At 47.5% G+C, this 22,086-nt stretch carries 18 protein-coding genes; 2 read left to right on the plus strand and 16 right to left on the minus strand.

All coding sequences use genetic code 11. The annotated features are described in order from the left end of the window. Positions 1–108: 108 nt before the first annotated feature. Both IEX62_RS05795 and IEX62_RS05800 read right to left on the minus strand, forming a co-directional pair. Positions 109–675, minus strand: coding sequence for a DUF420 domain-containing protein (locus tag IEX62_RS05795; RefSeq protein ID WP_188774454.1), 567 nt, complete (start codon positions 673–675; stop codon positions 109–111). Positions 676–806: 131 nt separating this feature from the next. Beyond that, positions 807–1,088: a GNAT family N-acetyltransferase gene (locus tag IEX62_RS05800; RefSeq protein ID WP_188774455.1), complete on the minus strand. Its 282-nt coding sequence runs from the start codon at positions 1,086–1,088 to the stop codon at positions 807–809. A 312-nt stretch (positions 1,089–1,400) separates the two neighbouring features. Here IEX62_RS05800 and IEX62_RS05805 point away from each other — a divergent pair, with 312 nt between their 5' ends. Beyond that, entirely contained in the window at positions 1,401–2,996 is a 1,596-nt protein-coding gene (locus IEX62_RS05805) for a methyl-accepting chemotaxis protein (RefSeq protein WP_188774456.1), read from the plus strand. A gap of 288 nt (positions 2,997–3,284) precedes the next feature. On the opposite strand, the gene IEX62_RS05810 is transcribed toward IEX62_RS05805, so the two are convergent. The 13 genes from IEX62_RS05810 to IEX62_RS05870 form a co-directional block, all read right to left on the minus strand. Continuing rightward, a complete protein-coding gene (locus tag IEX62_RS05810; protein WP_188774457.1) occupies positions 3,285–6,761 on the minus strand; it encodes a PAS domain S-box protein in 3,477 nt (1,158 codons plus the stop codon). A 382-nt stretch (positions 6,762–7,143) separates the two neighbouring features. After that, positions 7,144–7,326: a hypothetical protein gene (locus IEX62_RS05815; RefSeq protein ID WP_188774458.1), complete on the minus strand. Its 183-nt coding sequence runs from the start codon at positions 7,324–7,326 to the stop codon at positions 7,144–7,146. A 179-nt stretch (positions 7,327–7,505) separates the two neighbouring features. Continuing rightward, entirely contained in the window at positions 7,506–7,967 is a 462-nt protein-coding gene (locus IEX62_RS05820; RefSeq protein WP_188774459.1) for an SRPBCC family protein, read from the minus strand. Between the two features lie 43 nt (positions 7,968–8,010). After that, positions 8,011–8,511 carry an SRPBCC family protein gene (locus IEX62_RS05825; RefSeq protein ID WP_188774460.1) on the minus strand — a complete coding sequence of 167 codons (501 nt, stop codon included), beginning with the start codon at positions 8,509–8,511 and terminating at the stop codon, positions 8,011–8,013. A gap of 104 nt (positions 8,512–8,615) precedes the next feature. After that, the gene (locus tag IEX62_RS05830; protein ID WP_188774461.1) at positions 8,616–9,470 is read right to left on the minus strand and encodes an aldo/keto reductase; all 855 of its coding nucleotides are present in this window, start codon (positions 9,468–9,470) and stop codon (positions 8,616–8,618) included. Positions 9,471–9,908: 438 nt separating this feature from the next. Further along, positions 9,909–10,787, minus strand: coding sequence for an N-carbamoylputrescine amidase (gene aguB, locus IEX62_RS05835; RefSeq protein ID WP_188774462.1), 879 nt, complete (start codon positions 10,785–10,787; stop codon positions 9,909–9,911). A 228-nt stretch (positions 10,788–11,015) separates the two neighbouring features. Beyond that, complete coding sequence (locus tag IEX62_RS05840; protein WP_188774463.1) at positions 11,016–12,044, minus strand: agmatine deiminase family protein; 1,029 nt, start codon at positions 12,042–12,044, stop codon at positions 11,016–11,018. Between the two features lie 312 nt (positions 12,045–12,356). Then, complete coding sequence (locus tag IEX62_RS05845; protein WP_188774464.1) at positions 12,357–13,229, minus strand: carbohydrate ABC transporter permease; 873 nt, start codon at positions 13,227–13,229, stop codon at positions 12,357–12,359. Positions 13,230–13,244: 15 nt separating this feature from the next. Then, positions 13,245–14,153, minus strand: a complete 909-nt coding sequence (locus tag IEX62_RS05850; protein ID WP_188774465.1) for a carbohydrate ABC transporter permease — start codon at positions 14,151–14,153, stop codon at positions 13,245–13,247. Positions 14,154–14,344: 191 nt separating this feature from the next. Continuing rightward, positions 14,345–15,724 carry an extracellular solute-binding protein gene (locus tag IEX62_RS05855; protein WP_188774466.1) on the minus strand — a complete coding sequence of 460 codons (1,380 nt, stop codon included), beginning with the start codon at positions 15,722–15,724 and terminating at the stop codon, positions 14,345–14,347. A gap of 83 nt (positions 15,725–15,807) precedes the next feature. Continuing rightward, positions 15,808–17,118 carry a glycoside hydrolase family 125 protein gene (locus IEX62_RS05860; RefSeq protein WP_188774467.1) on the minus strand — a complete coding sequence of 437 codons (1,311 nt, stop codon included), beginning with the start codon at positions 17,116–17,118 and terminating at the stop codon, positions 15,808–15,810. A gap of 267 nt (positions 17,119–17,385) precedes the next feature. Then, on the minus strand, positions 17,386–18,573 hold the full coding sequence (locus tag IEX62_RS05865; protein ID WP_188774468.1) for a GntR family transcriptional regulator: 1,188 nt from the start codon (positions 18,571–18,573) through the stop codon (positions 17,386–17,388). Positions 18,574–18,856: 283 nt separating this feature from the next. Then, entirely contained in the window at positions 18,857–19,057 is a 201-nt protein-coding gene (locus IEX62_RS05870) for a cold-shock protein (protein ID WP_017813974.1), read from the minus strand. 578 nt (positions 19,058–19,635) lie between these two features. On the opposite strand from IEX62_RS05870, the gene IEX62_RS05875 reads away from it, so the two are divergent. Continuing rightward, a complete protein-coding gene (locus tag IEX62_RS05875) occupies positions 19,636–20,760 on the plus strand; it encodes a GGDEF domain-containing protein (RefSeq protein WP_188774469.1) in 1,125 nt (374 codons plus the stop codon). Positions 20,761–21,007: 247 nt separating this feature from the next. Here the strand turns inward: IEX62_RS05875 and IEX62_RS05880 are convergent, their stop codons facing one another. Next, positions 21,008–21,988 carry an aldo/keto reductase gene (locus IEX62_RS05880; RefSeq protein WP_188774470.1) on the minus strand — a complete coding sequence of 327 codons (981 nt, stop codon included), beginning with the start codon at positions 21,986–21,988 and terminating at the stop codon, positions 21,008–21,010. Positions 21,989–22,086: the final 98 nt, after the last annotated feature.

The raw sequence follows: 22,086 nt of genomic DNA on the forward strand, positions 1-22,086 counted from the left end.
ATCTACTAATATGAAAAACCCGCAGCTAATCCGCTGCGGGTTTTTGCTTATGCTTTTTGTATTTATCGTATCTTTTGGTGTACATCGATCCGTGCTTCGCGCTAGCTATCAATAGTATGGTGCCATCATCAGATAGACGATAACGCCGGTGAAGCTAACATATAACCAGATCGGCATTGTCCAGCGAACGATCTTTTTATGCTTGGTGATCTGCATCGTCCAGCCCCATACAAGCGCGAATAGCGCCAGTGGCACAACAACCGCAGCCAGGAAGCTATGCGTGATCAGAATAAAGAAGTAGATCGGACGAATAATGCCTACGCCGCCATAACGTGCCGTTTCTGGAGACAGGTAATGGAACGACAGATACGTAACTAGAAATAATAATGTAGTCGAGAACGCCGCCAGAATAAATCCGCGATGCAGCTTGATGTTCTTTTTAAGGATCGCGATCAATGCCGCCACCAGGAAAATGAACGTAAAGCTGTTAAAGATCGCGTTCATACGTGGCAGAATCGTAATATCGAAATCGAGCGTACCCTTGTAACCAATTCCAGGTGCGAAAAATAGCAGCAGAATAATCACATTGGCAATAATCGATACGGTAATGATCAGCCCCGCAAAGTTTTTATTTGTTGTCGGCTTGAGATTGCCTGTTTGTGTGCCTTTGCCCATAGGTATTCTCCCATCCTTGCGATTCAGACTCAGGATATGGTACATCCTCAATGTACATTATATTTTAAATATTGGACACGAACCAAGCTTTTGGTGACAACAGTTTGAACTTTTTGCGGATGCAGGATTAGTTAGGACTCTTTGCGCCAGATATCGTGATATTCCTCATGGCGTTTGAACTGTGCCAGCGCATAAGAGCAGGCAGGTACAATCGTTTTGCCTTGCTCGCGTGCAATATCTACGACACGCTTGACCAGCTCCTCGCCTACCTTTTGTCCACGCAGCTCTTCTGCTACAAAGGTATGATCGATAATAATCGATTGATCATCATAAGGGCCGAAGCCGATTTCTGCCTTTTGTTCTCCATCTACCTGTACAGCCAATCCATTTTCATTTTCGACGATGTTATGCATCGGTTTCACTCCTTCTGAAATCAAAGTCATAGACAGCATAAATATTTTTTTCGGATCGACGTTATTTTTCTGAGTGAATTAACGATCAATCGCTCTACCGTAGGTCTATTCCTTTATCCCCGCTATACCACGTTACGAAACACGATCAATCACGAATAATTCTGCTATTTATGCTTGTAAAAGTAGGACAAACCTGTGTATTCCACAAATGCTGAATATAAAAAATTACCATTTTATCCATCCGTCTATAATTTTTTCCAGAAAAAATACGACATATATTATATATCATGGTTAAAATTGGGGGATGAACTTATGAAATGGTTCCGTGACTTAAACACTGCAACCAAAATTGTTTCTGCTTTTCTTGTACTTATTTTGACGTTTCTCGCTTTTGGTGTATACAGTCTACAAAATCTATATTCCAGCAGCCAACAGACGAATCAAGTATATGCCAATAATCTTACCGCCGTCCGCACACTTTCCGAAATCCAGATTTATTATCAGCGTCTGCGCGTGAATCTGCGTGATGTGAATATGAATTCAGATAGCACTACGCAAAAGACGTATCTGGATAAGATTGAAGAATTAAAAGTAAGCATCGATAAAAGTCTGGCTGTATATACTCCACTTGCTACTTCTGCAAAGGAACAACAAGAGCTAACCAAGTTCAGTCAAACGTATGCCAAATACTTAACTGTCTTTGATCAAGCACTTGAACTCGCTCAGGTTCCTGGTGATCAAGGACGGACAGCATTTATTACATTCAAGGACAACCAGCTCAAGCCTGTAGGTGATCTTGCATCCGATCAGATCGACCAGCTCATCGCAGTCAACAACACACTCGCCAAAGAAGCCAACGACCACTCCAATGCCTCTTACCAATCCACTCGAATCGTTACAATTATTGTACTTATTGCGGTCATTTTACTTAGTTTGCTGCTTGCACTGGCAATTACACGCAGTATTGCTACCCCTCTAAAGAAACTTTCTGCACTTATTGCTCACTTTGCCGATGGCGACCTGAGCGGCAAATCTGACATTAATCGCAAGGACGAAGTCGGACAACTCTCTAATTCTGTAAATATTATGGCAGAAAACCTGCGCAATCTGATTGCCCAAATTACAATGTCCGCGCAAAGTGTCGCTGCGTCTTCTCAGGAAATCTCTGCGACGACCGAAGAAATTGCCAATGCAAGCACCAATCAGGCACAATCGGCAACAACGATCAATGAGCTGTTCCGTGAGCTTTCGACTGCGATCGAGGCTGTAGCTACGAGTGCCAGCGATGCAGCCGAATTGTCGAATCACACGATGGAAGTCGCCCAGCAAGGAAGTGGCATCATTAATGAATCCATGATCAGTATGCAGGCTGTAAACGAATCAATTCGACGCTTGGAAGAGGATTCGATGCGCATCGGTGAAATTACGAACGTGATTGATGATATTGCTGACCAGACGAATCTACTGGCACTCAATGCCGCAATTGAAGCGGCACGTGCAGGTGAACAGGGTAAAGGCTTTGCCGTGGTTGCAGATGAAGTACGTAAGCTTGCTGAGCGCAGTATGGATGCGACCAAACAGATCGCCAGCATTATCAAAACGATGCAGCGCAATACACAGGATAGCGTAACCTCGGTACAGCAGAGCACCACGCAGTCGAACCAGACGAGCGAGGCATTCCAAAATATTTTGCGTATGGTTAATGATTCCGCGCTCAAGGTGAACGATATTGCGGCTGCCTGTGAAGAAGAATCCGCACAAGCGAATCAAGTCATGCTGTCTGTTGAAAATATCGCAGCTGCCAGTGAGGAATCGGCGGCTTCTGCGGAAGAAACTGCTGCGTCTTCGCATTCTCTTGCCCAGCTCGCTGAAGAATTGAACGACTCGGTATCTCGTTTCAGAGTATAAGCGACTGCGCGTCATGGCTTGTTTTAGCTTGTACTCTCAGGCTTGCAGGCTGATGTATGGCATGCTACTGAGTTAGAACATGTATATACGATAACGATTCAAGCTTCACTACTAAAAAAGCCTATTCCTTTCGCTACACATGCGAATGGAATAGGCTTTTTAGTTTTAATCGATACGAATTAATGCCTAGCTCAAGCTTGAAAAGTAGAATACAAATCGCAATGGGACGAATTCGCATTATGAAGGATGCTGACCACTTGAATCCATCATGTCATGGTGCTCCTCCTTTTAATCCAGTGGATGAAGATGGAACGCACACTCTTTCAGAATTCGGTCAACCTCCTGCAAACGCAGCGGCTTGCTAATGAAATCCTGCATGCCTGCTTCCAGACACATCTCACGATCTGAGCTGCGAGCGAATGCAGTCGTCGCTACAATAATCGGTTGCTCATGTTCTGGCAGACGCTCTCTAATCTCGCGTGTCGCTTCAATTCCGTCCTTTTCAGGCATCTGGATATCCATGAAGATCAGCTCATAGGGATGAGCGGTTGCCATCGTAACAGCTTCCTGCCCATTATGCGCGATATCGGTACGATAGCCCATCTTGCGCAGCATTTCGCGTAATAGCTTCTGATTCACTGGATGATCCTCAGCGATCATAATGCGCATCGGTCCATATTTGCCATCGCTCAATCCTTCTACTGGAGGCTCCTGCTTACTGGACTTTGGCCTCTCTTTATCTGTTTTATAGTCATCTGGCAGATAATGTACAGGTAACAGGAAACGGAAGGTCGCTCCTCTGCCTTCTTCACTCTCCACATTGATCGTGCCACCCATCAGCTCAATCAGCTTTTTGCAAATGGCAAGTCCGAGCCCGGTTCCGCCATATTTACGGTTAATCGAAGGATGCAGCTGGGAGAATGACTGGAACAGCAGACTTTGCTTATCACTGGAAATCCCGATCCCCGTATCACTCACCTCAAACTCCAGCACGCATTCATTCGTCCGTCGCTCTGCCTGACGCACCGTTACATTTACACTACCATTATCGGTGAACTTGATCGCATTACTGATCAGATTCACCAGCACCTGACGCAGACGCGAGGCATCGCCAATAATCGCTTTGGGGATATGCTCATCTGTATGACAGGTAAGCTCGATGCCCTTTTCCGCTGCGCGTGAGGTGAACAGATCGAGCACACCGTCCAGCAGTGGCAATAGCTTAATCGGGGTATGCTCCAGCAGCATTTTACCTGCTTCGATGCGGCTAAAGTCCAGAATCTCATTCAAAATATGCAGAAGTGCATCGCTACTATCTCGAATAATCTCGATATAGCTACGCTGTTCCTCATCCAGCTCTGTATCTGCAAGTAATCCTGTCATGCCGATAATGCCATTCATCGGCGTTCGTATCTCATGACTCATAATGGCCAGGAACTCCGACTTGGCACGATCTGCGCGCTCAGCAAGCTCCTTTGCACGAATAATCTGCTTCTCATTCGTAATATCGTTGAACACCACCACCGCGCCCTTGCGCTTGCCACGATCCCAGATCGGGGTGATGCGGTACGATACCATAAAGCTGGAGCCATCCTTGCGTAAAAAGACCGCCTCCTGCTCTTCATATGAGGTTCCTTCGCGCAGTGCTCGATCAATCGGATGATCCTGTGGCAGGTAGGCGCTACCGTCCGCATGCGTAAGCTGGAACATTTCCAGTAGCGGCTGTCCAGCAAGCTCCAATGTGCTAAAACCAAGCATCCGCGTTGCCGCTGGATTGATAAATGTAGTACGCCCTTCATTATCGAGACCGAATATGCCTTCAGAGACGGAGTTGAGGATGAGTGTGTATTCATTACTCAGCTTCTCGATCTGCTCCAGATGCCGCTTCATTTCGGTGATATCGGTGGCGATACCGTACACACCTACGATTTGCTCATCGACGACAATCGGCAGATTGACGACGCTCACGTCGCGGATATCACCATTTTTCACTACGATACGTGACTCGTACGATTGCGGCTCTCCCTGTAACGCACGCTCAAAATGCTCTACCGTATCGTATACATTTTCCGGTGCAATAAAGCATTCAAAGGAGCGCCCAATCATCTCATCCTCTTTACGCCCAAATAGCTTTTCCATCTCGGCATTGATCGTTGTATAACGCCCCTGTGTATCAAACGAAAATACACCTGAAGGATTGTAGTCAAATAGCGAGCGATACCGCTGCTCACTTTCCTGAATCAGCTGTGCCGATTGGCGACGCTCCTGAATATCACGTGCGATCGATAGAAGCTGCTCGGCTCCACTATCGCCACTACCGATAAAGCGTCCAGAAGCCTCCAGCCACACATAACCTCCAGCACGATGACGATGACGGTAGCTGACTGGCTTAGGCTGCTCATCTGTCGTGTACATCGTCATATAATGCCGAATCGCATCCAGATCATCTGGATGCACATAGTTCATGATCGACGTTCCTGTCAGCTCCTCTGGTTGATAGCCCAGTATCCGATGGCAAGCTGGAGAGCAATACAGATAGATTGCCTGCTCAACAGACAGTCGGCTGATAAAGTCAAGCGACTGCTCCGAGATCAGGCGATACTGACGTTCACTTTCCTTGAGACGTTCTTCCATTTCAATACGAGAGGTGATATCCTGCGTCATACCAATCACCTGGAGTGGCTTACCATCATGATCAGCAACAACCTGCCAGTGTGATTGCAGATAACGCATTTCTTCATTGGGCAAAGCGATACGGAAAATATGCATACCGGTTCGCTGCTCGCCAAATGATAACCGAATCGCAGCCATCAGACCATCCATATCGGCTGGATAAATGAGCGCTGCAACAGATTGTACAGCTACCTCCGGTTCTTGAAATAAATAGGGAAACAGCTCCTGTGCTTCATTACTGGAGCAAATCATGCCTGATGGAATATCCCAATCCCATGAACCGATCCGAGCGATGCGCTGTACCTCGCGCAGACTTGCCTCATACTTAATCCGGTCATTGGCATTGCGACCGATTCCAAGTACCTTGCTAATATGCCCCTGTTCATCACGCACGACCTGGAATGAAATCTCGAACCATAGATAATGTCCTTGCTTATGCTTTAAGCGACGTGTAATCGTACCCTGATCCAGATACGCCTGCCCGCTATTCATCATATCTCTAGCATCATCTGGATGGTAATACAGCATCCGTGTCTGACCGACCATCTCTTCTGGCTTGTAGCCCAGCACCGTATAAAAAGAATCGGATACATATTGCAAAATGCCCTCCGAGTTACTGTAGGACACTAGATCCTTGGCATTTTCTGTAATCAGATGATATATCTCCCGATCCGCTTCGGATATATTTGTATTGGCATGTCGATGCAGCGGCTCAAGCTGCTGAAATTGAGCAATACAGTAGATTACCTCTGCACCCTCATTTCGAATAACTGTAATCTCGATCCCTGTCCGTATCGACTGTCCATTATGATGATAAAATTCCCGCTGCATACAATAATGCTCGCCCGGTGTATGCAATACCTGCTCGGCAATCGTCATATCGCTCAAGGATGCTGTCCCCTGCTGCTCTAATTGCAGCCCAGCATCACCATATCGCTTCAATGCTTCTTCCTCGTAGCCGAATAGCAGGCACAGTGCCGGATTGACACTAAGCCATGTCCCCTCCTTCGGCTCAATGATTGCAATCCCGACAGAGGCAGCCCGATAAATATGTTCATATAGCATGCGGTCATGCCCTGATTGGTTAATCATGTTGCTCCCCTCCAATGAAAACCCACTTGCCCTGTATGTGTATAAAACGAATCGTTTCTAGCTTCTCTACGATATTCCATGTTGTTTACATGAGATGATGTATAAGTCGTGCCATAATGCTGTATTCACGCCGATATACTGCCAATTACCCTTTAAATCAAGCGCCGAATACGGCATCACTCAGATTACCGCAAAATATACATATGTATCGTTTCCACCTCTAAAATATTACCCTTTTCTACCCTTCACTGCTCATAAAAAACACCGGACTGCCTGAATTGCAGTCCGGTGTTTGACGCTTGCCGGATGTTGCGGTCTGTTGTTGTTCCATAGCGGACTCAAACAGACATTTTACAACCGGCTCGCAGGATAGGTACTTGAATTAACGCAGCGTTGAATTCATCGTTGTGCCGGTAGTTGTACCTGGCGCTTCGCTTTTACGCTGACGCAACGAGCTGGAGATATTACGCACCTGAGTCATTACTTTATCACGTGCATTTTTGTTACGCATCAAATATACAGCACCCAGTCCAATTGTCGTCCATAACGCTTTTCTTCCTGTCATGTTGTTCATCCTCCTCTGATGTGTAAGTGATATGGAATTACGTTGTTGTTGATATTGTCTTATTTACAGATTACCCGTAGCCGCCGAAAATAAACAATCGCTTTGCAGGTATCTCCATTCTAACGAGCTTTGTTTATACCTAGTGCTTATCTCATCATCGTACTATGCGGCATGTAGCTTTAGGGTAACTGTAGCTTCAAATGCTGCGTGAGCCCCTGAATGCCGCGGTAGATCACCTGATTATGATTCCATATGAAAAAGGGGCGCAACCATGGCTCGCACCATTTCATCCACGGCTTGGTCGTCTGCACCTCCCAGTAGTAGTGCAGTACGGTACAATCACCACATTGCTTCAATCGGAAAATACCATACCCATGCAGATCGCCCGTCGCTTCCAGACGAATCAGTGCACATTCCTGCTTCTCCACAATGCTAAATTGAAATGCCAGACGATAGCCGAACCGCGTCCGAATATGCATCCGATAATGGTCGCCTACACCGTGCGGGTGTCCATGATGATAGACCTTTTGAAAGGTGACTCCTTCCCAATCCTCAATTGCTTCAAAATCACTAATGCGCTCCCAGACCGCCTGAGCCGTTGTTTGCAGTCGCCAACTATGTGTAAACTGGTACTTCCCCATCTCAGATCCTCCATCCTGTGCATGATCGATACTCTGATGCGGCTTAGCGATATACAATCGTTTCATGATGTGGTGCACTGACGTCAGCATTCAGACTGGCGGCGACGCCCTGCACACCCTCATCCATCACTTTATCGTGACTCCACGTATAGACCGGGCGCATCACCGGATTCATTATTCGTAGCCCCCGATGATGCAGTCGTACCTTCCATTCACAGCGCAGCTCTGTTTGCTTGCCATCTGGCGATTCCTTCATATAGCAGGTGCCGGTTCCAGCCAGCGGCCCTTCCACCTCTAGCGTAAATTGGTCTGGCTTACGCTTGTCGGTAACCTTCAGGCGGATCGACAGGTGAAACAGCATTTTCGTTTTAAAGGTACAGCGAAATACATCGCCAATTCCATCTGAGCCATGCCCTTGCTGTACCTTTTCAAAAACGACATTATTCCAGCAATCGATCTCTTCAATATGATCTGCCATTTCCCATAGTCTGTCCCTTGAAGTGCCTACTGTCCAGCTGCTAATGAATAAGTAATGATGCTGCACGCTGTCTCCACCTTTCTATCGTACAATTCTAGGATGAATAGCTGCTATATTATGAAGGGATGATAGCCTATGCAGATATAGGCTTCATGTACGTTATATTGCTGTTATATCATGTCTAGCGGCACCTTATGCTGTGGTGCTGGAAATGCTTCGTCCAGCTGCCGTAGCTGTTGCTCACTTAGCTTAATGTTCGCCGCCTCTGCGTTGCTGCTCGCGTGCTCGACAGTGGAGGCTTTCGGGATAGCCATCACGGAGCCACTACGAATGCACCAGGACAGCATAATTTGAAAAGGCTCCGCATCCTGCTCATCCGCAATCTGCTGTACAACGGGATGCTGAATCAGCTCACGGCGTAGCGAGCCAGCCTGTGCCAGTGGGGAGTACGCCATCACAGGCATACGATGCTCCTGCTGCCAGGGCAATAGATCATATTCAATACCGCGTGAACCAAGATGATACAGCACCTGATTGACCACACACTGCTCCGCACCTTTGATACGCATCAGCTCGTTCATATCGTCTACATCCAGATTGGATACGCCCCAGCGACGTATTTTCCCATCTTCGATAAGGCGCTGCATCCCTTCTACTGTCTCCTGTAGTGGAATCCGTCCACGCCAGTGCAGCAAATACAGATCGAGATGGTCGGTGCCGAGTCGCTTTAGACTTTGCTCACAGCTCTGTACCAGCTTCTTGCCACCTGCATGATGCGGATATACTTTGGAAACGAGAAACACTTCGTCTCTTCGTCCGCGAATCGCTTCGCCAATAAGTTCCTCCGAGCGTCCTTCGCCATACATTTCCGCGGTATCGATTAGCGTCATCCCAGCATCGATACCTGCTTGCAGCGCGGCAATCTCCTCTGTACGACGCGAAGCATCGTCACCCATATTCCACGTGCCTTGTCCGATCGCAGGTAGTACCGTTCCGTCTGGTAGTGTGATGGTTTGTTTGAGCATGATGGTTCTCCTTTCGGTATGGTGAGATTGGTTGATGGATAGCAGTTGAAGACTTTGGTGTTTATACTTAATGGTTATTTATACTTGGTGCGTTGATTTTGATGGGTGTCTAGGATTGAATGGATGCCTGATTTGTAGAGCAGTTTGGCATGTGAAAGGCATATCCATAATGATGGACGTGTAAAGCCTGTATGGTAACATGGTACACACGAATGTAAGCGGTTATGGTGTATTTCTAACTACCCATTAACCGTTATCACGGTGTAAGAATAAAGGAAATGGAATAATTATAGGCTCAATGAGAAAAGAGCACTGGGTTCACTTTCGGAGAATAAACAAAAAAGGCTCATCCTTCACTATCGAAGAATGAGCCTTTCTACGCTTCGCATCCTCCATAGAGACTACGAATCTATTGTATTCATTTCACGAACCCATCGCTTACTTAAAACGACGCTCGCCATCATAAGTCGCGATCATGCCATAGAGGTCCGGGCGGCGATCACGGAAGATGCCCCATTCCAGACGCTGTGTTTCGAGCTGATCCAGATCGAATTCAGCCACCAGTACGCCCTCGCTGCTGCGGTCGGCTTCCTGTACTTTGTTGCCCTGTGGGCCAGCGATAAAGGAAGAACCGTAGAAGTTGATCAGGGAATCCTCATCCTCTTCTTTACCGATACGGTTGGAAGCGATGACGGGAATCAGGTTCGCGCCAGCATGACCGAGCATGCACGCTTGCCAGTGATCCTTGGAATCAATACCTGCATCCTGTGGCTCGGAGCCGATTGCTGTCGGGTAGAACAGCAGCTCAGCGCCCATCAGTGCCATGCAGCGTGCCGCTTCTGGGTACCATTGATCCCAGCAGATGCCAACGCCGATCTTCGCATAACGTGTGTTCCACACCTGGAAGCCTGTATCACCCGGGTTAAAATAGAACTTCTCTTCATAGCCCGGGCCGTCCGGAATATGACTCTTGCGGTATTTGCCCAGCACTTCGCCATCTGCATCGATTACAGCAAGCGAGTTATAGCGAGCATAGTTTTTCTTCTCATAGAAGCTGATCGGCAATACAACCTGAAGCTCCTTCGCTACCTCACGGAAATGGTTGATTGCTTTGTTTTCCTCCAGCTCGGTTGCGTACTGATAATATTCTGCTTTTTCCTTCTGGCAGAAATATGGCGTTTCGAACAGCTCTTGCAGCAAAATAATCTGTGCACCCTGTGCCGCAGCTTCGCGTACGAGCTTATCTGCTTTGCGGATGTTATCTTCAATATCCCAGGAGCAGCTCATTTGAGTTGCTGCTACTTTTACGTTTCTCATGTGGTGTAGTCATCCTTCCTATATGAACGCGAGCGCAGGTCGTGGCATTTTATCTATGCACGACCTGCTCGCTTCGAATGATAAATAAAGTTTCACGAACATTATACCTATCCAATAAATAGATACCAAACTATAGCTAGTATATACCATTAGCTAACAATCGATATCTAATGAATACAGACCGCTACTATATTAGAACAATCATAAAGTGAATGTCCAGATCAGTACTTACTTGCCCGCAGGAATCTGCTGGGTCGTGCAATGTACGTTACCACCCTCGCGGATAATCGCCATGCCATTGATCGTACGGATACGACGATCCGGGAATGTTTGTTGCAGTACGTCAATCGCTTTGCGATCCGTCTCTTCAGCCGTACCGCCGAATACTGGTAAAATAATACCGCCATTCACAAAGTAGAAATTCAGATAGCTCAGCGTCAGACGTTGATCCTCATGCATCACCAGCGGTGGCTGCTCAATCTCGATCACTTCCAGCTTGCGCCCCTTGGCATCGGTTGCGTCTGCCAGAATACGCAGATTCTCCTGGGTGATCTCATAGTTATCATCGGCAGGATCATGGCAGACCTGTAGAATGACTTTACCTGGTGCAGCAAAGCATGCCACGTTGTCGACGTGACCATCTGTTTCGTCACCGGACAGGCCGCGTTTGAGCCAGATAATCTGCTCTACATTCGTATAGTCCTTTACATACTGCTCAATCTGCTCACGGCTGAGCTGCGGGTTGCGGTTCACGTTCAGCAGACACTCTTCTGTCGTCAGCAGTGTACCCTCGCCATCCACATGAATCGAGCCGCCTTCCAGTACGAGCGGTGCATCGAATTGACGCAAGTCCAGATGCTTGAGCACCTCTGGTGCCACAGCGTTATCCAGGTCCCAGTTCTTGTACTTACCGCCCCATGCATTGAAGCCCCAGTTAATACCCGCGCGCTCGCCCTGCTCATTCATTACAATAGTAGGCCCATTATCGCGCATCCATGCATCGTCATGCTCCAGTGGCAGGAATTCAACCGCTTGTCCGGCAAACAGCTCCTGTACTTTTTCCAGATCGTCCGGGTTCACAACGAGCGTTACGGGCTCAAATTCAGCAATCGCGCTGATCAGCTCCTGATAGCCCTTGCATACATCTGCATAATCGTCTGGATACGACATCGAACCGATCACTGGCCAGGCAAGAATTGTTCTTTCGTGTGCTTCCCATTCGGCAGGCATCATATATTTCAAATCGATTGGTTTCATGATCTATGTTCACCTTTATTCATCATAGGATAGTTCCCGTGTGCGCTGGTATAAGCAAAATGCTGCCATACGCCTCGGAACAACCTATATCATACAATATGAGCGCGGTTGTACCAAGCGATTTTCGTAAATTTTATGCAAGCCAACATGAAAAAGCCCGTAGTACATTGCACTACAGGCTGATCCATTGTATAACCAATTATTTCCACGTTCGACTTCTTGCTATCGATTTCTGCTATTTCTATCGAGCATAATAGATGGATGGTATGCGTTTCAGGTGTAAGCGTCGGCTTACTATTTCACTGCGCGCACTTAACCTTTACTTGCCCCACCAAAGCTAAAGCCCTGCGACATGTAGCGTTGACCGATAATATACAGCGCCACTGCCGGGATCGTATACAGCACCGAGAACGATGCGAGCATGCCATATTGCACCATACCATTTTGTCCAAAATACTGATAGATCGTTACCGCGGCAGGCAGCTTGTTCGCGCTTTGTAGCAGGATGAACGGAACGAGGAAGTTGCCCCAGCTACCGGAAAAGGCGAAGATTCCGACGGTGAAGATTCCGGGCAGCATGAGCGGTACGATGACGAGGCGCAGCGTTGTCCAGATCGATGCACCATCGACCCATGCCGCTTCCTCCAGCTCAATCGGTACCGAATCCATAAAGTTTTTCATCATCCAGATCGAATACGGCAATGCCGATGCAGTCAGGAACAAAATCGTGAAAAAGAGGGAATCCTGCATACCGAAGTACAGAAAGAATTGATACACCGGCACCATTACCGCTGTCAGCGGCAAGCCGGTTGCGAACAAAATAACATACATAAACGGGCGTTTGTAACGCATCTGGTAACGGGACAGCGGATAAGAAGCCAGACCCGCGACGATGACGACGAGCAATGCTTGCCCCAGCGCCAGAATCAGACCGTTTGCAAAGGACAGCTGATTCTCCTGATTCGTTACCGTATCCCGATAGTTATCGAGTGTAAAGTGAACGGGAAACTTGAGTGCCAGTGTTGCGTCCTTATCGAAGGATGCAAAAATCAGCCATAACAGTGGAAGCAAAAACAGCACACCAATAAAGGTCAAAATGATATAAGGTAAAACGCGCGCAACCGCGAACCGATTCAGCTTCCGCTTGCGTGTTCGAGTGCGAGGGACATCATGTACAGTGCTCATCTGTTCTTCCTCCTTTTACAGCTTCACTTTTAGCATGCGCATATAGATAAGGCTGGCAATAATACCGATCAACAGCAGCATTAGCGAGATTGCTGTTCCATAGCCTAACTGATAATTCACGAAAGCCTGATGATACATATAGATCGGAAGCGTCTCTGTCGCAAGACCCGGGCCACCGCCAGTTAGAGCGTAGATCAGTGTAAAGGAACCGAGTGTTTGCAGCGTAACGAGTACCATATTGGTCGTTACCGAGCTGACGATCATCGGTAGCGTAATTCGTGTCAGGCGTTGCCATGCATTCGCGCCATCGATCATCGCGGATTCCTCCACCTCACGCGGTACATCACCAAGCGCTGCCTGGAACACCATCATTGAGAATGCCGTACCGTGCCAGATATTGGCGATAATGACCGATACCATCGGGAACGTATACAGCCAGGCGATCGGCGTAATATTCGCCGATTGGAGAAAAGTGTTCACCGTACCGGTATCATTCAAAAAGGCAAACCATACAAACGCACACACCACTTCCGGTGCTACCCAGCCCGCGATAACGATCGAGCCAATCACACTGCGGAAGACGCGACTGCGTCCGTTCATCAATACCGCAATAATAAAGCCCATCACCTGCTGTCCGATCACCGCGGAAAAGATCAGGAAAATGATCGTATTCCAGACCGAAGTACGGAAGCTGGCATCCTGAAACATATTTTTAAAGTTCTCAAAGCCTACAAATTGCGTATCCGCTGCCGCAGCACCGGTCAATGCCATATTCGTAAAAGCAAAATAAAACGTCAGAATGGTCGGTACGAAAAAGAACGCCAGCAGCAAAACAAAGCTTGGCGACAAAAACACTAATGCTCGCCACTGTTCAGCATTATTCCGACGCTTGCTCGCAGTAGTGCGCGCTTGTACAGCCTCCATCTTCAGTCTCCTCCTCCATCACGCGATCTGGATCAATTCACCAGCACCTTCATGCCAGCTTGCTAAGCCCCATCACGGTTTCTCTATCGTTCCTGTACGCTCTATCTGTAAACAGTCAGGCAGCCGGGCTGCCCGGCATTCCCGGCGACCGGCTACCTGTCTGAATCGGCTACCTTACCATCACTTTGTCGTTAGTTAGCTGCTGGTGCTACTTTGTCAGCACCAAGGCTTCGCTGCACACTTTGCGAGAATTGATTCATCGCATCCTGTGGACTTGCGCCACCTGTAACAACCGTTTCGACCATTTGCTGAATTGCTGTGGATACAACTGGATAGTCAGAGTTACTTGGACGAACGTGAGTATATTTAATGAAATCGGCTGCTTTTGCATACAGTGTGCCTGGCTGACTCAGATATTCCGAATCCTTGGCTACGTCAGTACGTGGAGTCAGTGCGCTGTCCAGCATTGCGTATTCTTTGTTGTACTTCTCATTCACTGCCATCTGGATGAATTTCCAGCCCAGATCCTTCTGCTGCGCCTTCGCGCCCACAGCCAGTGTCCAACCGCCAGACATTGAAGTGTAGCCTGGGTCCTGACCGTTTTGTGTTGGCATTTTCACGAAATCATACACATTGAGCGCTTCTGGCCATGGCTTGCTGCCAGTAGATGCCCATGTAGATGGCAACCAGCTACCATTCAGCACGATACCGACCTTTTGATTCGGCATCAGGTCTGTTTCAAGCACCTGTCCAGCCTGTGCAGTCATTACCTGAGACAGCTGTGGACCTAGACCCTTGCTATAGATATCGTTGATAAATTGCAGGGAGCTGAGTACACCAGGGCTTTGAGTCACCCATTTGTTGTTTTCAAACAGTGTGTTCTGTGTTCCGTACAGCAGCATTTCAAAGGTCTGCATCGTTGTTGCTTCCTGACCGGCTTTGCTGGAGTTCATCCAGAATGGGATGATATCCGGCTGTTTGTCTTTTAACGTTTGAGCGGCTGTCAGGATATCCTGCCAGTTTTTCGGTTGCCAAGGTACAGGCAGACCTGCTTTTTTGAACAGCTCTTTATTGTAATAGAGACCGCGAACGTCAGTGGAGAACGGTACGCCGTAGCTCTTATCGTCTTTACCTTTGACAGCTGCCTTGATGCCATCATTGAACTTGCTCCAGTCACTCCACTGATCGACTGCCAGTGGCTCCAGATAACCGGCTGCACTATCGGCATTGATCATGAAGGAATCCTCTGCCAGTACTTCAGGTGCGGTTTTTGGATCGGACATCAATAGCGGAATTTTCGTTGCATATTGTGCACCCTGGATCGGCTGTAGCTCTACGGTTACGCCCGGATTTTCCTTTTCAAATTCAGTTTTCACGTCGGCTAGCCATTTGCCCCATACATCGGTGTCGTTCCATTTGCCGTAGGCTACCTTGACCACTTTGCTGCCGCTAGAAGCGGAACCACCATCGGCAGAGCCTGTTGTCGCTGTGCCGCCGGAAGAACAGGCTGCGGTGAATACGGATAGACTGAGTAGCATACCTGCTGCCCATTTGTAGCTTTGCTTTTTCATACTGATCGCCCCTTTGTGTAAATGGTAATCCAGTAAGTCTCGCTTCCTACATTTCCGAATCCCTTGTTAGGGGAATCCTATTCTTATTTCAGCCTGCTGCTCGGCACATCATAGCCACAATGGGTCAAGATCAGCTCGCTAAATAATGAATTTGCCCAGGAAAACCACTCCCGAGTATATTCTGCCGGGTTATCGGCGTGGAAGCCTTCATGCAAAAATCCAGTGTCTGCGTCGGTGTTCTCCAGTAGCGTGAGCAGCCGTTCCTGCTCTTCCGAATCGAGTGATGTGAGCGCCTGCATTGCCAGTGAGATATGCCAGATATACTGTGGCGGCGTATGCGGGCTGCCAATGCCTTGCGCCGCGGAGCCACTATAGTAATACGGGTTATGCTTGCTCAGGATAAAGCGCCTTGTGTTCAGATAATATTCATCGTCCGGCTTGCAGTAGCCCAGATAAGGCAGGGAAAGCAGGCTCGGTACGTTCGCATCATCCATCAGATTATAGTTGCTGTACCCATCGGTTTCGTACGCATACATCGGGCCGAACTTCGGGTGATTAACGATGCCATACTTCTCGATTCCTGCCCGAATCTCCTCCTGTAGGGTAGCCGCTGATTCGGTCAGCTCCTGATCGCTATATACTTCAGTCGCAATCTGCTGCATATAGCCCAGCACCACAACCGCAAACATATTCGCTGGCACCAGATAACCGTATTCGCACGCATCATCACTTGGCCGGAAGCCCGACCAGGTCATGCCGGTAACTGCAACCGGATTACCTTTCCCGTCATGAGGGAGCGTATCCGAAGCTGGACAGTCAAACCGTTCAAATCGATACGTGGAATGCTCATCATGATTCTGCTCGGTGCGCCATACCTCCAGAATCGTCCGACATGCCTGACGGAATTCATCGTCAAAATGATCGGTACGTCCTGTCTTCTGCCAGAGCAGATACGCGAGCTGGAGCGGATAACAGAGCGAGTCAATTTCATACTTGCGCTCCCAGATCCACGGCGTCATCTCCGTTTGATCATCCTGATGCCCACTACCATCTGCACTTTCGTTGAAGGCATTCGCATAAGGGTCTTGCAAAATATAACGAATCTGCCGCTTCACCACACCGCTCACCAGATCGCCAAGTCCTTCGTCTTCATTCGCAAGCAGCAGATAAGGTCTAACCTGTGCTGCCGAATCACGCAGCCACATCGCTGGAATATCGCCGGTAATGACGAATACGGTACCGTCCTGCTGAGGTCGGAGTGTCGTTGTTAACGTATTGCGAATACAATTGCCGAACATATGCGCCAGCTTAGGTCGATCTTCTAGCTTGCCGGCAACACTGGATATGAGTTGTTCCACTGAAAAGGGGACAATCGCTTCCTCCTGTTCGTTCATAACATCCCTCCTCATATAAAGCGCTTTCATTTATGGCAATATCATAATGCACTCTAAATAACATGTCAATATATTATATTATAATATTTAATTTAAATTACACAAAACACCGGATAATATTGTCATATCATCCGGTGTTTTGAATAAGCTATGATATTATCCATTTATTGCATGACCATGACGTCCAATGAAACGATAATATGCTCATGTATTCACCTATCTGACCTGCTAGCTGATCACTCCCTCTAGCCAATCGCGATAGGTGAATTAATCGGTTCCAGTCGCACGCTTCACCTGAGCGGCTCCAGACAACGCCGGTGCTGGTGCTGTAGACAGACCATGAATTAGATCGGCAGTAAGCGAGATTCGTCCCGGTAGCGTTTCACCAGCAATAAGCTTGAGCACATTTTCTACAGCCAGTCGTCCGAGCGAATGCTGATCCTGCTGCAAATGTGTAAATGGATACAGCGCTGCACTCGCCTGCGGGCTATCAAAGCAAATCAGCGAAATCTGCTCCGGTATCTTCACCCCAGCATGCTCCAGCGCTTCCTTGGCAAATAGCGCCAACTCATACTGCATCGCAAAGATCGCTGTCATTTGCGGCTGATGCTCTACCATCTGCTGGATCGTATCCACATTAACGCGCACACGCTCCTGCTCTTCCGCTTCCGTCTCTCCATTCCACGTCATATCGGTGAGCCAGTATGATCGATCCAGTATGACTCCACGCTCCGCATGCGCACGCACAAAGCCTTCGATCCGCTCCTCAATCGCCACATTGTCCATCACCTTGGAGGCGAGCAGACCAATATGTTGATGTCCCAGATCGAGCAGATGATTCGTGCCCTTGCGCGCTGCCTCTACATTATCCGTACTGATCGAAGCCGATTCGGTGCCTTTAAAATAGCGATCCACGAGTATATGCGGGAAACGATCAATAACCAGCCGTAAAATCTCCGGATTAAAGCTCTGTCCGCGTGTCGGATAAATAATCAGTCCGTCCACTCCGTATTCACGCAGACTGCGAATCGCATTTTCTTCAATATCCGGCTGTGAAAAGGACATCCGCATCAGCAGATACACATTCAGACGCTGTGCGGTACGCTCCATCTCTGCCAGCATCTCCTTGCCGTAGCTGTCGCTAAAGTCCTCCATAATCAGACCGATCACAATCTGCTTGCTCGCCAGACGACGCTGGACGCCTGTTTGCTCCTGCGGCTCTGGTGCCTTTGTTGAAGCGGAATAGCTTTCACCGGGCGGATCACCCGCATGAATGACAAACGATCCCCGTCCCGGCTGGCGAACAATATAGCCTTCCTGCACCAGCATATCAAGCGCCTTTTTCGAGGTGATACGGCTCACATCGAACTGCTTCATCAGCTCTTTTTCAGAAGGGAGCTTATCGCCGACTCCGTACACCCCTTTTTGCAAACGTGAACGAAGCTCAATATACATCTGTTCATACCTTGGTTTTAAAGACAATGGGCTATCTGGCATAATATCACCTTTGGATTAGGATTTATGTTTAATATTAACATATATTATAATATGTTATATCATTTATGTAAATCACAATAAAAATTGCGTTTCCGACGTATGCGTCATTGCAGGTAGAAGATCGCGACAAGATTGGGCTATACCCTCCATATGAAGGCTGTACACAACAATTTATAAACACAAATTTATAAACACAAAAAAACACCCTTAACTGACGTTAAGGGCGTTTTTATAAGCTGAATTACAGTTTTACAACGTTCTCAGCTTGTGGTCCACGGTTACCTTCAACTACGTTGAATTCTACGCGTTGACCTTCGTCCAAAGTTTTGAAACCGTCGCCTTGGATTGCGGAGAAGTGTACGAATACATCGTTGCCGCCTTCAACTTCGATGAAGCCGAAACCTTTCTCAGCGTTGAACCATTTAACTGTACCTGTTTGCATGTGGGGTACCTCCAAAAATTAAATTTACATGACCTTCTTTATTCAGAAAAAAACATCCGATAAAATGAAAAATCACATATTGTACAAGGTTATTATTTTTACAAACCAATAACCCTCTACAATATGTGAGTTCAGGTCACGATTTCGTTATACTCATTATAACTCATGATTCTCTTAAATACAATCACCGGAAGGGAATTTTTGTAATTTAATTTGAAAAAAAGAAACCGCTTTTACTTGCGTCCCTATTGCGTTTGTCGATTTTCGGCTAATCAGGAAGATGGGACTATGCAAACGCTCCTATTTCCACGCATCGAGACATGATTCGCGCTTTATTGTAGACACTCTGATCGTTAGCATGCACAACAAATAGTTCCATCGTTGGTAATCTGTATGTATAGAGTGACAGTGTGTGAATAAAATTATCAGAATATTGTCAAAAAAGCACTCATTCCTACCGTTTATCCTGTCTATCGTGCCAAAAATTACCTTCTTTCTGTCCAAATAATGATCTATAATAACTAGGTGAATACGTATATCGTTTGGTAATTTATCTAATGAGGCAGTATGGTGATGTTATGAAATCCTCAGATTCTGTGTTTGACCATCTGGAGCATGTCAATAAGCAGCAAAAATGGATTCGCAATTTTCTGAGGTCCTACTGGGTGGTTGTGTTCATTCACTTTTTTGCCCAGCTCGGGGCTTTTTTATTTTTGGACTATCCAGCAACTGCTTATCACTTTTTTGTTCATATTTTGTTGATTCCGACATCGTGTATGGTGCTGATGATCGTATGGGCTGATTGGATTCATCGTACTCGGTTACAACTTTCGTATTATGCTCTATTTTTAACAAGTACATTTATTACATGGACGATTATTTATCTCAACTATGATATCCGCATTATAACCGCCCTCTGCCTGATGCCCATATTCTCGGCAGTAATTTTTTTTAATAAGAGGTTGCTCTGGATTCCGGCATTGTTGCAGATGTTCGCCTTCCTGACCTTATATTTCGCCGATCCCCACTTTCGTACGTTCCTCACTCCTTTTGATGTTATTTCCATACCTGCATTTATACTGGGAGGAACATTCGTCGCTCATGTTATCGTTTCAAGTGGCAGCGAGATTTTAAACCATCTGCATCATACGATGCAATCCAAGCAGGATCTCATCGTTAAAAATGCAATCATGAGTAAGATTTCCAAAACCGACGGTCTGACCAATCTGTATAATCAAGTGTCGTTCAAAGACTATTACGATACCGCCTTTGATTATGCCAGCCAGGGTGTGACGCTGCATCTTGCCTTGCTCGATATCGATAACTTCAAGCTGATCAATGATACGTATGGTCATCAGGTTGGCGACAAAGTGCTTGGCACGGTGGCACAGATTATTCAGGATCATATCTCCTCCAGCGATATTGCAGCACGCTATGGCGGAGAGGAATTTGCCTTGCTCATTTTCGACAAAACATTTGATGAAGCTTATGCACTCGTTGAAAATATACGACGACATCTGTCCCTGCTTCACTGGGCAGAGCTGGACAATCAGACGGTTACAATCAGTATCGGGCTGCATAGCTGTGAGCCTGGACTCAATAAGGAGCAGCTATTCGAGCAGGTGGATCAGTATTTATATCATGCGAAGCGCTCGGGTAAAAATAAGACGATCACGTCCCACAGTGTGGGAAGCATCGCCTAACATGAACAAGCACGCTCACGATGGAAAGCACCGCTATGCTGTTATGCAATAGCGGTGCTTTTTGGTGTGCCATCTATTCTCGTTGAAGCAAAATATCGCATACAAACGACTTCGCAGTGTAGCTCAAGATGGATATCTCCAACTTTGTATAAGATCGGTTGGACTAGACGTGTAAATGATACAGGACGCTTCGATCATCAACAGGTGGTGAGCTAGACGCTAGTGTTCTCTGTGACCAGGTTAGCGATCACTGGAATCCTGTCACCGGATGCGGTACATACGGCTCTTCCAGTCGCGCCATCTCGTCGGCTGTCAGCTTGATTTCAAGGGCAGCGACAGCGTCCTCCAGATGATGTAGCTTGGTAGCACCAATGATCGGTGAGGTGACCGCAGATTGCTGTAATACCCAGGCGAGAGCGATCTGTGCGCGTGGAACGCCCTGCTCTGCGGCAATCTCAGCTACACGCCCTACTACTTCACGGTCAGCGTCGACCGCAGCGGTGTAGAGCGTTTTGCCAAATGCATCACTTTCAGAGCGTGCGGTCTGCTCCTCCCAGTTCCGGGTTAAGCGTCCTCGTGCCAGTGGACTCCATGGGATGACACCAATGCCCTCCTCCAGGCAGAGTGGCAGCATTTCGCGTTCCTCTTCGCGGTAGATCAGATTCACATAGTTCTGCATCGATACAAAGCTCGCCCAGCCCCGCTGACGTGAAATATCGAGCGCCTTCATAAATTGCCACGCGTGCATGGATGAAGCGCCGATATAACGTGCTTTACCGGCTCGTACGACATCATTTAACGCTTCCAGCGTCTCCTCAATCGGAGTGAGCGGGTCCCAGCGATGAATCTGGTATAAATCCACATAGTCTGTCCCCAGACGACGCAGACTGTTATCAATCTCGCTCATAATCACCTTACGTGATAAGCCGCCACCATTCGGGCCAGGGCGCATTTTGCCGTGTACCTTGGTAGCGATAACGATATCATCACGGTGCGCATAATCCTTGAGCGCACGACCGACAATTTCCTCACTTGTTCCATCTGAATATACATTTGCTGTATCAAAAAAATTGATTCCCAGCTCCAGTGCCTGCCGGATAAATGGACGGCTCGTTTCTTCATCCAGTGTCCACGGATGCGCGCCACGATCCGGTATACCATAGCTCATACAGCCCAGACAGAGTCGTGATACTTCAAGACCAGTACGGCCCAGTTTAACATATTCCAATGTGATTCCCTCTTTCCGCCACAGGGGCACAGGATAATATGACCTGTCTCTATCTTACCCTTTTCCCAGTGTGTACAGTCAACAGAGGCCAGCAAAAA

The organism is Paenibacillus hunanensis, from assembly GCF_014645615.1.
Classification (GTDB): domain Bacteria; phylum Bacillota; class Bacilli; order Paenibacillales; family Paenibacillaceae; genus Saccharibacillus; species Saccharibacillus hunanensis.

Excerpts from the sequence above, each read along its gene's own strand:
- IEX62_RS05795 (WP_188774454.1), bottom strand. The coding sequence starts at position 675 with ATGGGCAAAGGCACACAAACAGGCAATCTCAAGCCGACAACAAATAAA.
- IEX62_RS05800 (WP_188774455.1), bottom strand. The coding sequence starts at position 1,088 with ATGCATAACATCGTCGAAAATGAAAATGGATTGGCTGTACAGGTAGAT.
- IEX62_RS05805 (WP_188774456.1), top strand. The coding sequence starts at position 1,401 with ATGAAATGGTTCCGTGACTTAAACACTGCAACCAAAATTGTTTCTGCT.
- IEX62_RS05810 (WP_188774457.1), bottom strand. The coding sequence starts at position 6,761 with ATGATTAACCAATCAGGGCATGACCGCATGCTATATGAACATATTTAT.
- IEX62_RS05815 (WP_188774458.1), bottom strand. The coding sequence starts at position 7,326 with ATGACAGGAAGAAAAGCGTTATGGACGACAATTGGACTGGGTGCTGTA.
- IEX62_RS05820 (WP_188774459.1), bottom strand. The coding sequence starts at position 7,967 with ATGGGGAAGTACCAGTTTACACATAGTTGGCGACTGCAAACAACGGCT.
- IEX62_RS05830 (WP_188774461.1), bottom strand. The coding sequence starts at position 9,470 with ATGCTCAAACAAACCATCACACTACCAGACGGAACGGTACTACCTGCG.
- aguB (WP_188774462.1), bottom strand. The coding sequence starts at position 10,787 with ATGAGAAACGTAAAAGTAGCAGCAACTCAAATGAGCTGCTCCTGGGAT.
- IEX62_RS05840 (WP_188774463.1), bottom strand. The coding sequence starts at position 12,044 with ATGAAACCAATCGATTTGAAATATATGATGCCTGCCGAATGGGAAGCA.
- IEX62_RS05845 (WP_188774464.1), bottom strand. The coding sequence starts at position 13,229 with ATGAGCACTGTACATGATGTCCCTCGCACTCGAACACGCAAGCGGAAG.
- IEX62_RS05850 (WP_188774465.1), bottom strand. The coding sequence starts at position 14,153 with ATGGAGGCTGTACAAGCGCGCACTACTGCGAGCAAGCGTCGGAATAAT.
- IEX62_RS05855 (WP_188774466.1), bottom strand. The coding sequence starts at position 15,724 with ATGAAAAAGCAAAGCTACAAATGGGCAGCAGGTATGCTACTCAGTCTA.
- IEX62_RS05860 (WP_188774467.1), bottom strand. The coding sequence starts at position 17,118 with ATGAACGAACAGGAGGAAGCGATTGTCCCCTTTTCAGTGGAACAACTC.
- IEX62_RS05865 (WP_188774468.1), bottom strand. The coding sequence starts at position 18,573 with ATGTATATTGAGCTTCGTTCACGTTTGCAAAAAGGGGTGTACGGAGTC.
- IEX62_RS05870 (WP_017813974.1), bottom strand. The coding sequence starts at position 19,057 with ATGCAAACAGGTACAGTTAAATGGTTCAACGCTGAGAAAGGTTTCGGC.
- IEX62_RS05875 (WP_188774469.1), top strand. The coding sequence starts at position 19,636 with ATGAAATCCTCAGATTCTGTGTTTGACCATCTGGAGCATGTCAATAAG.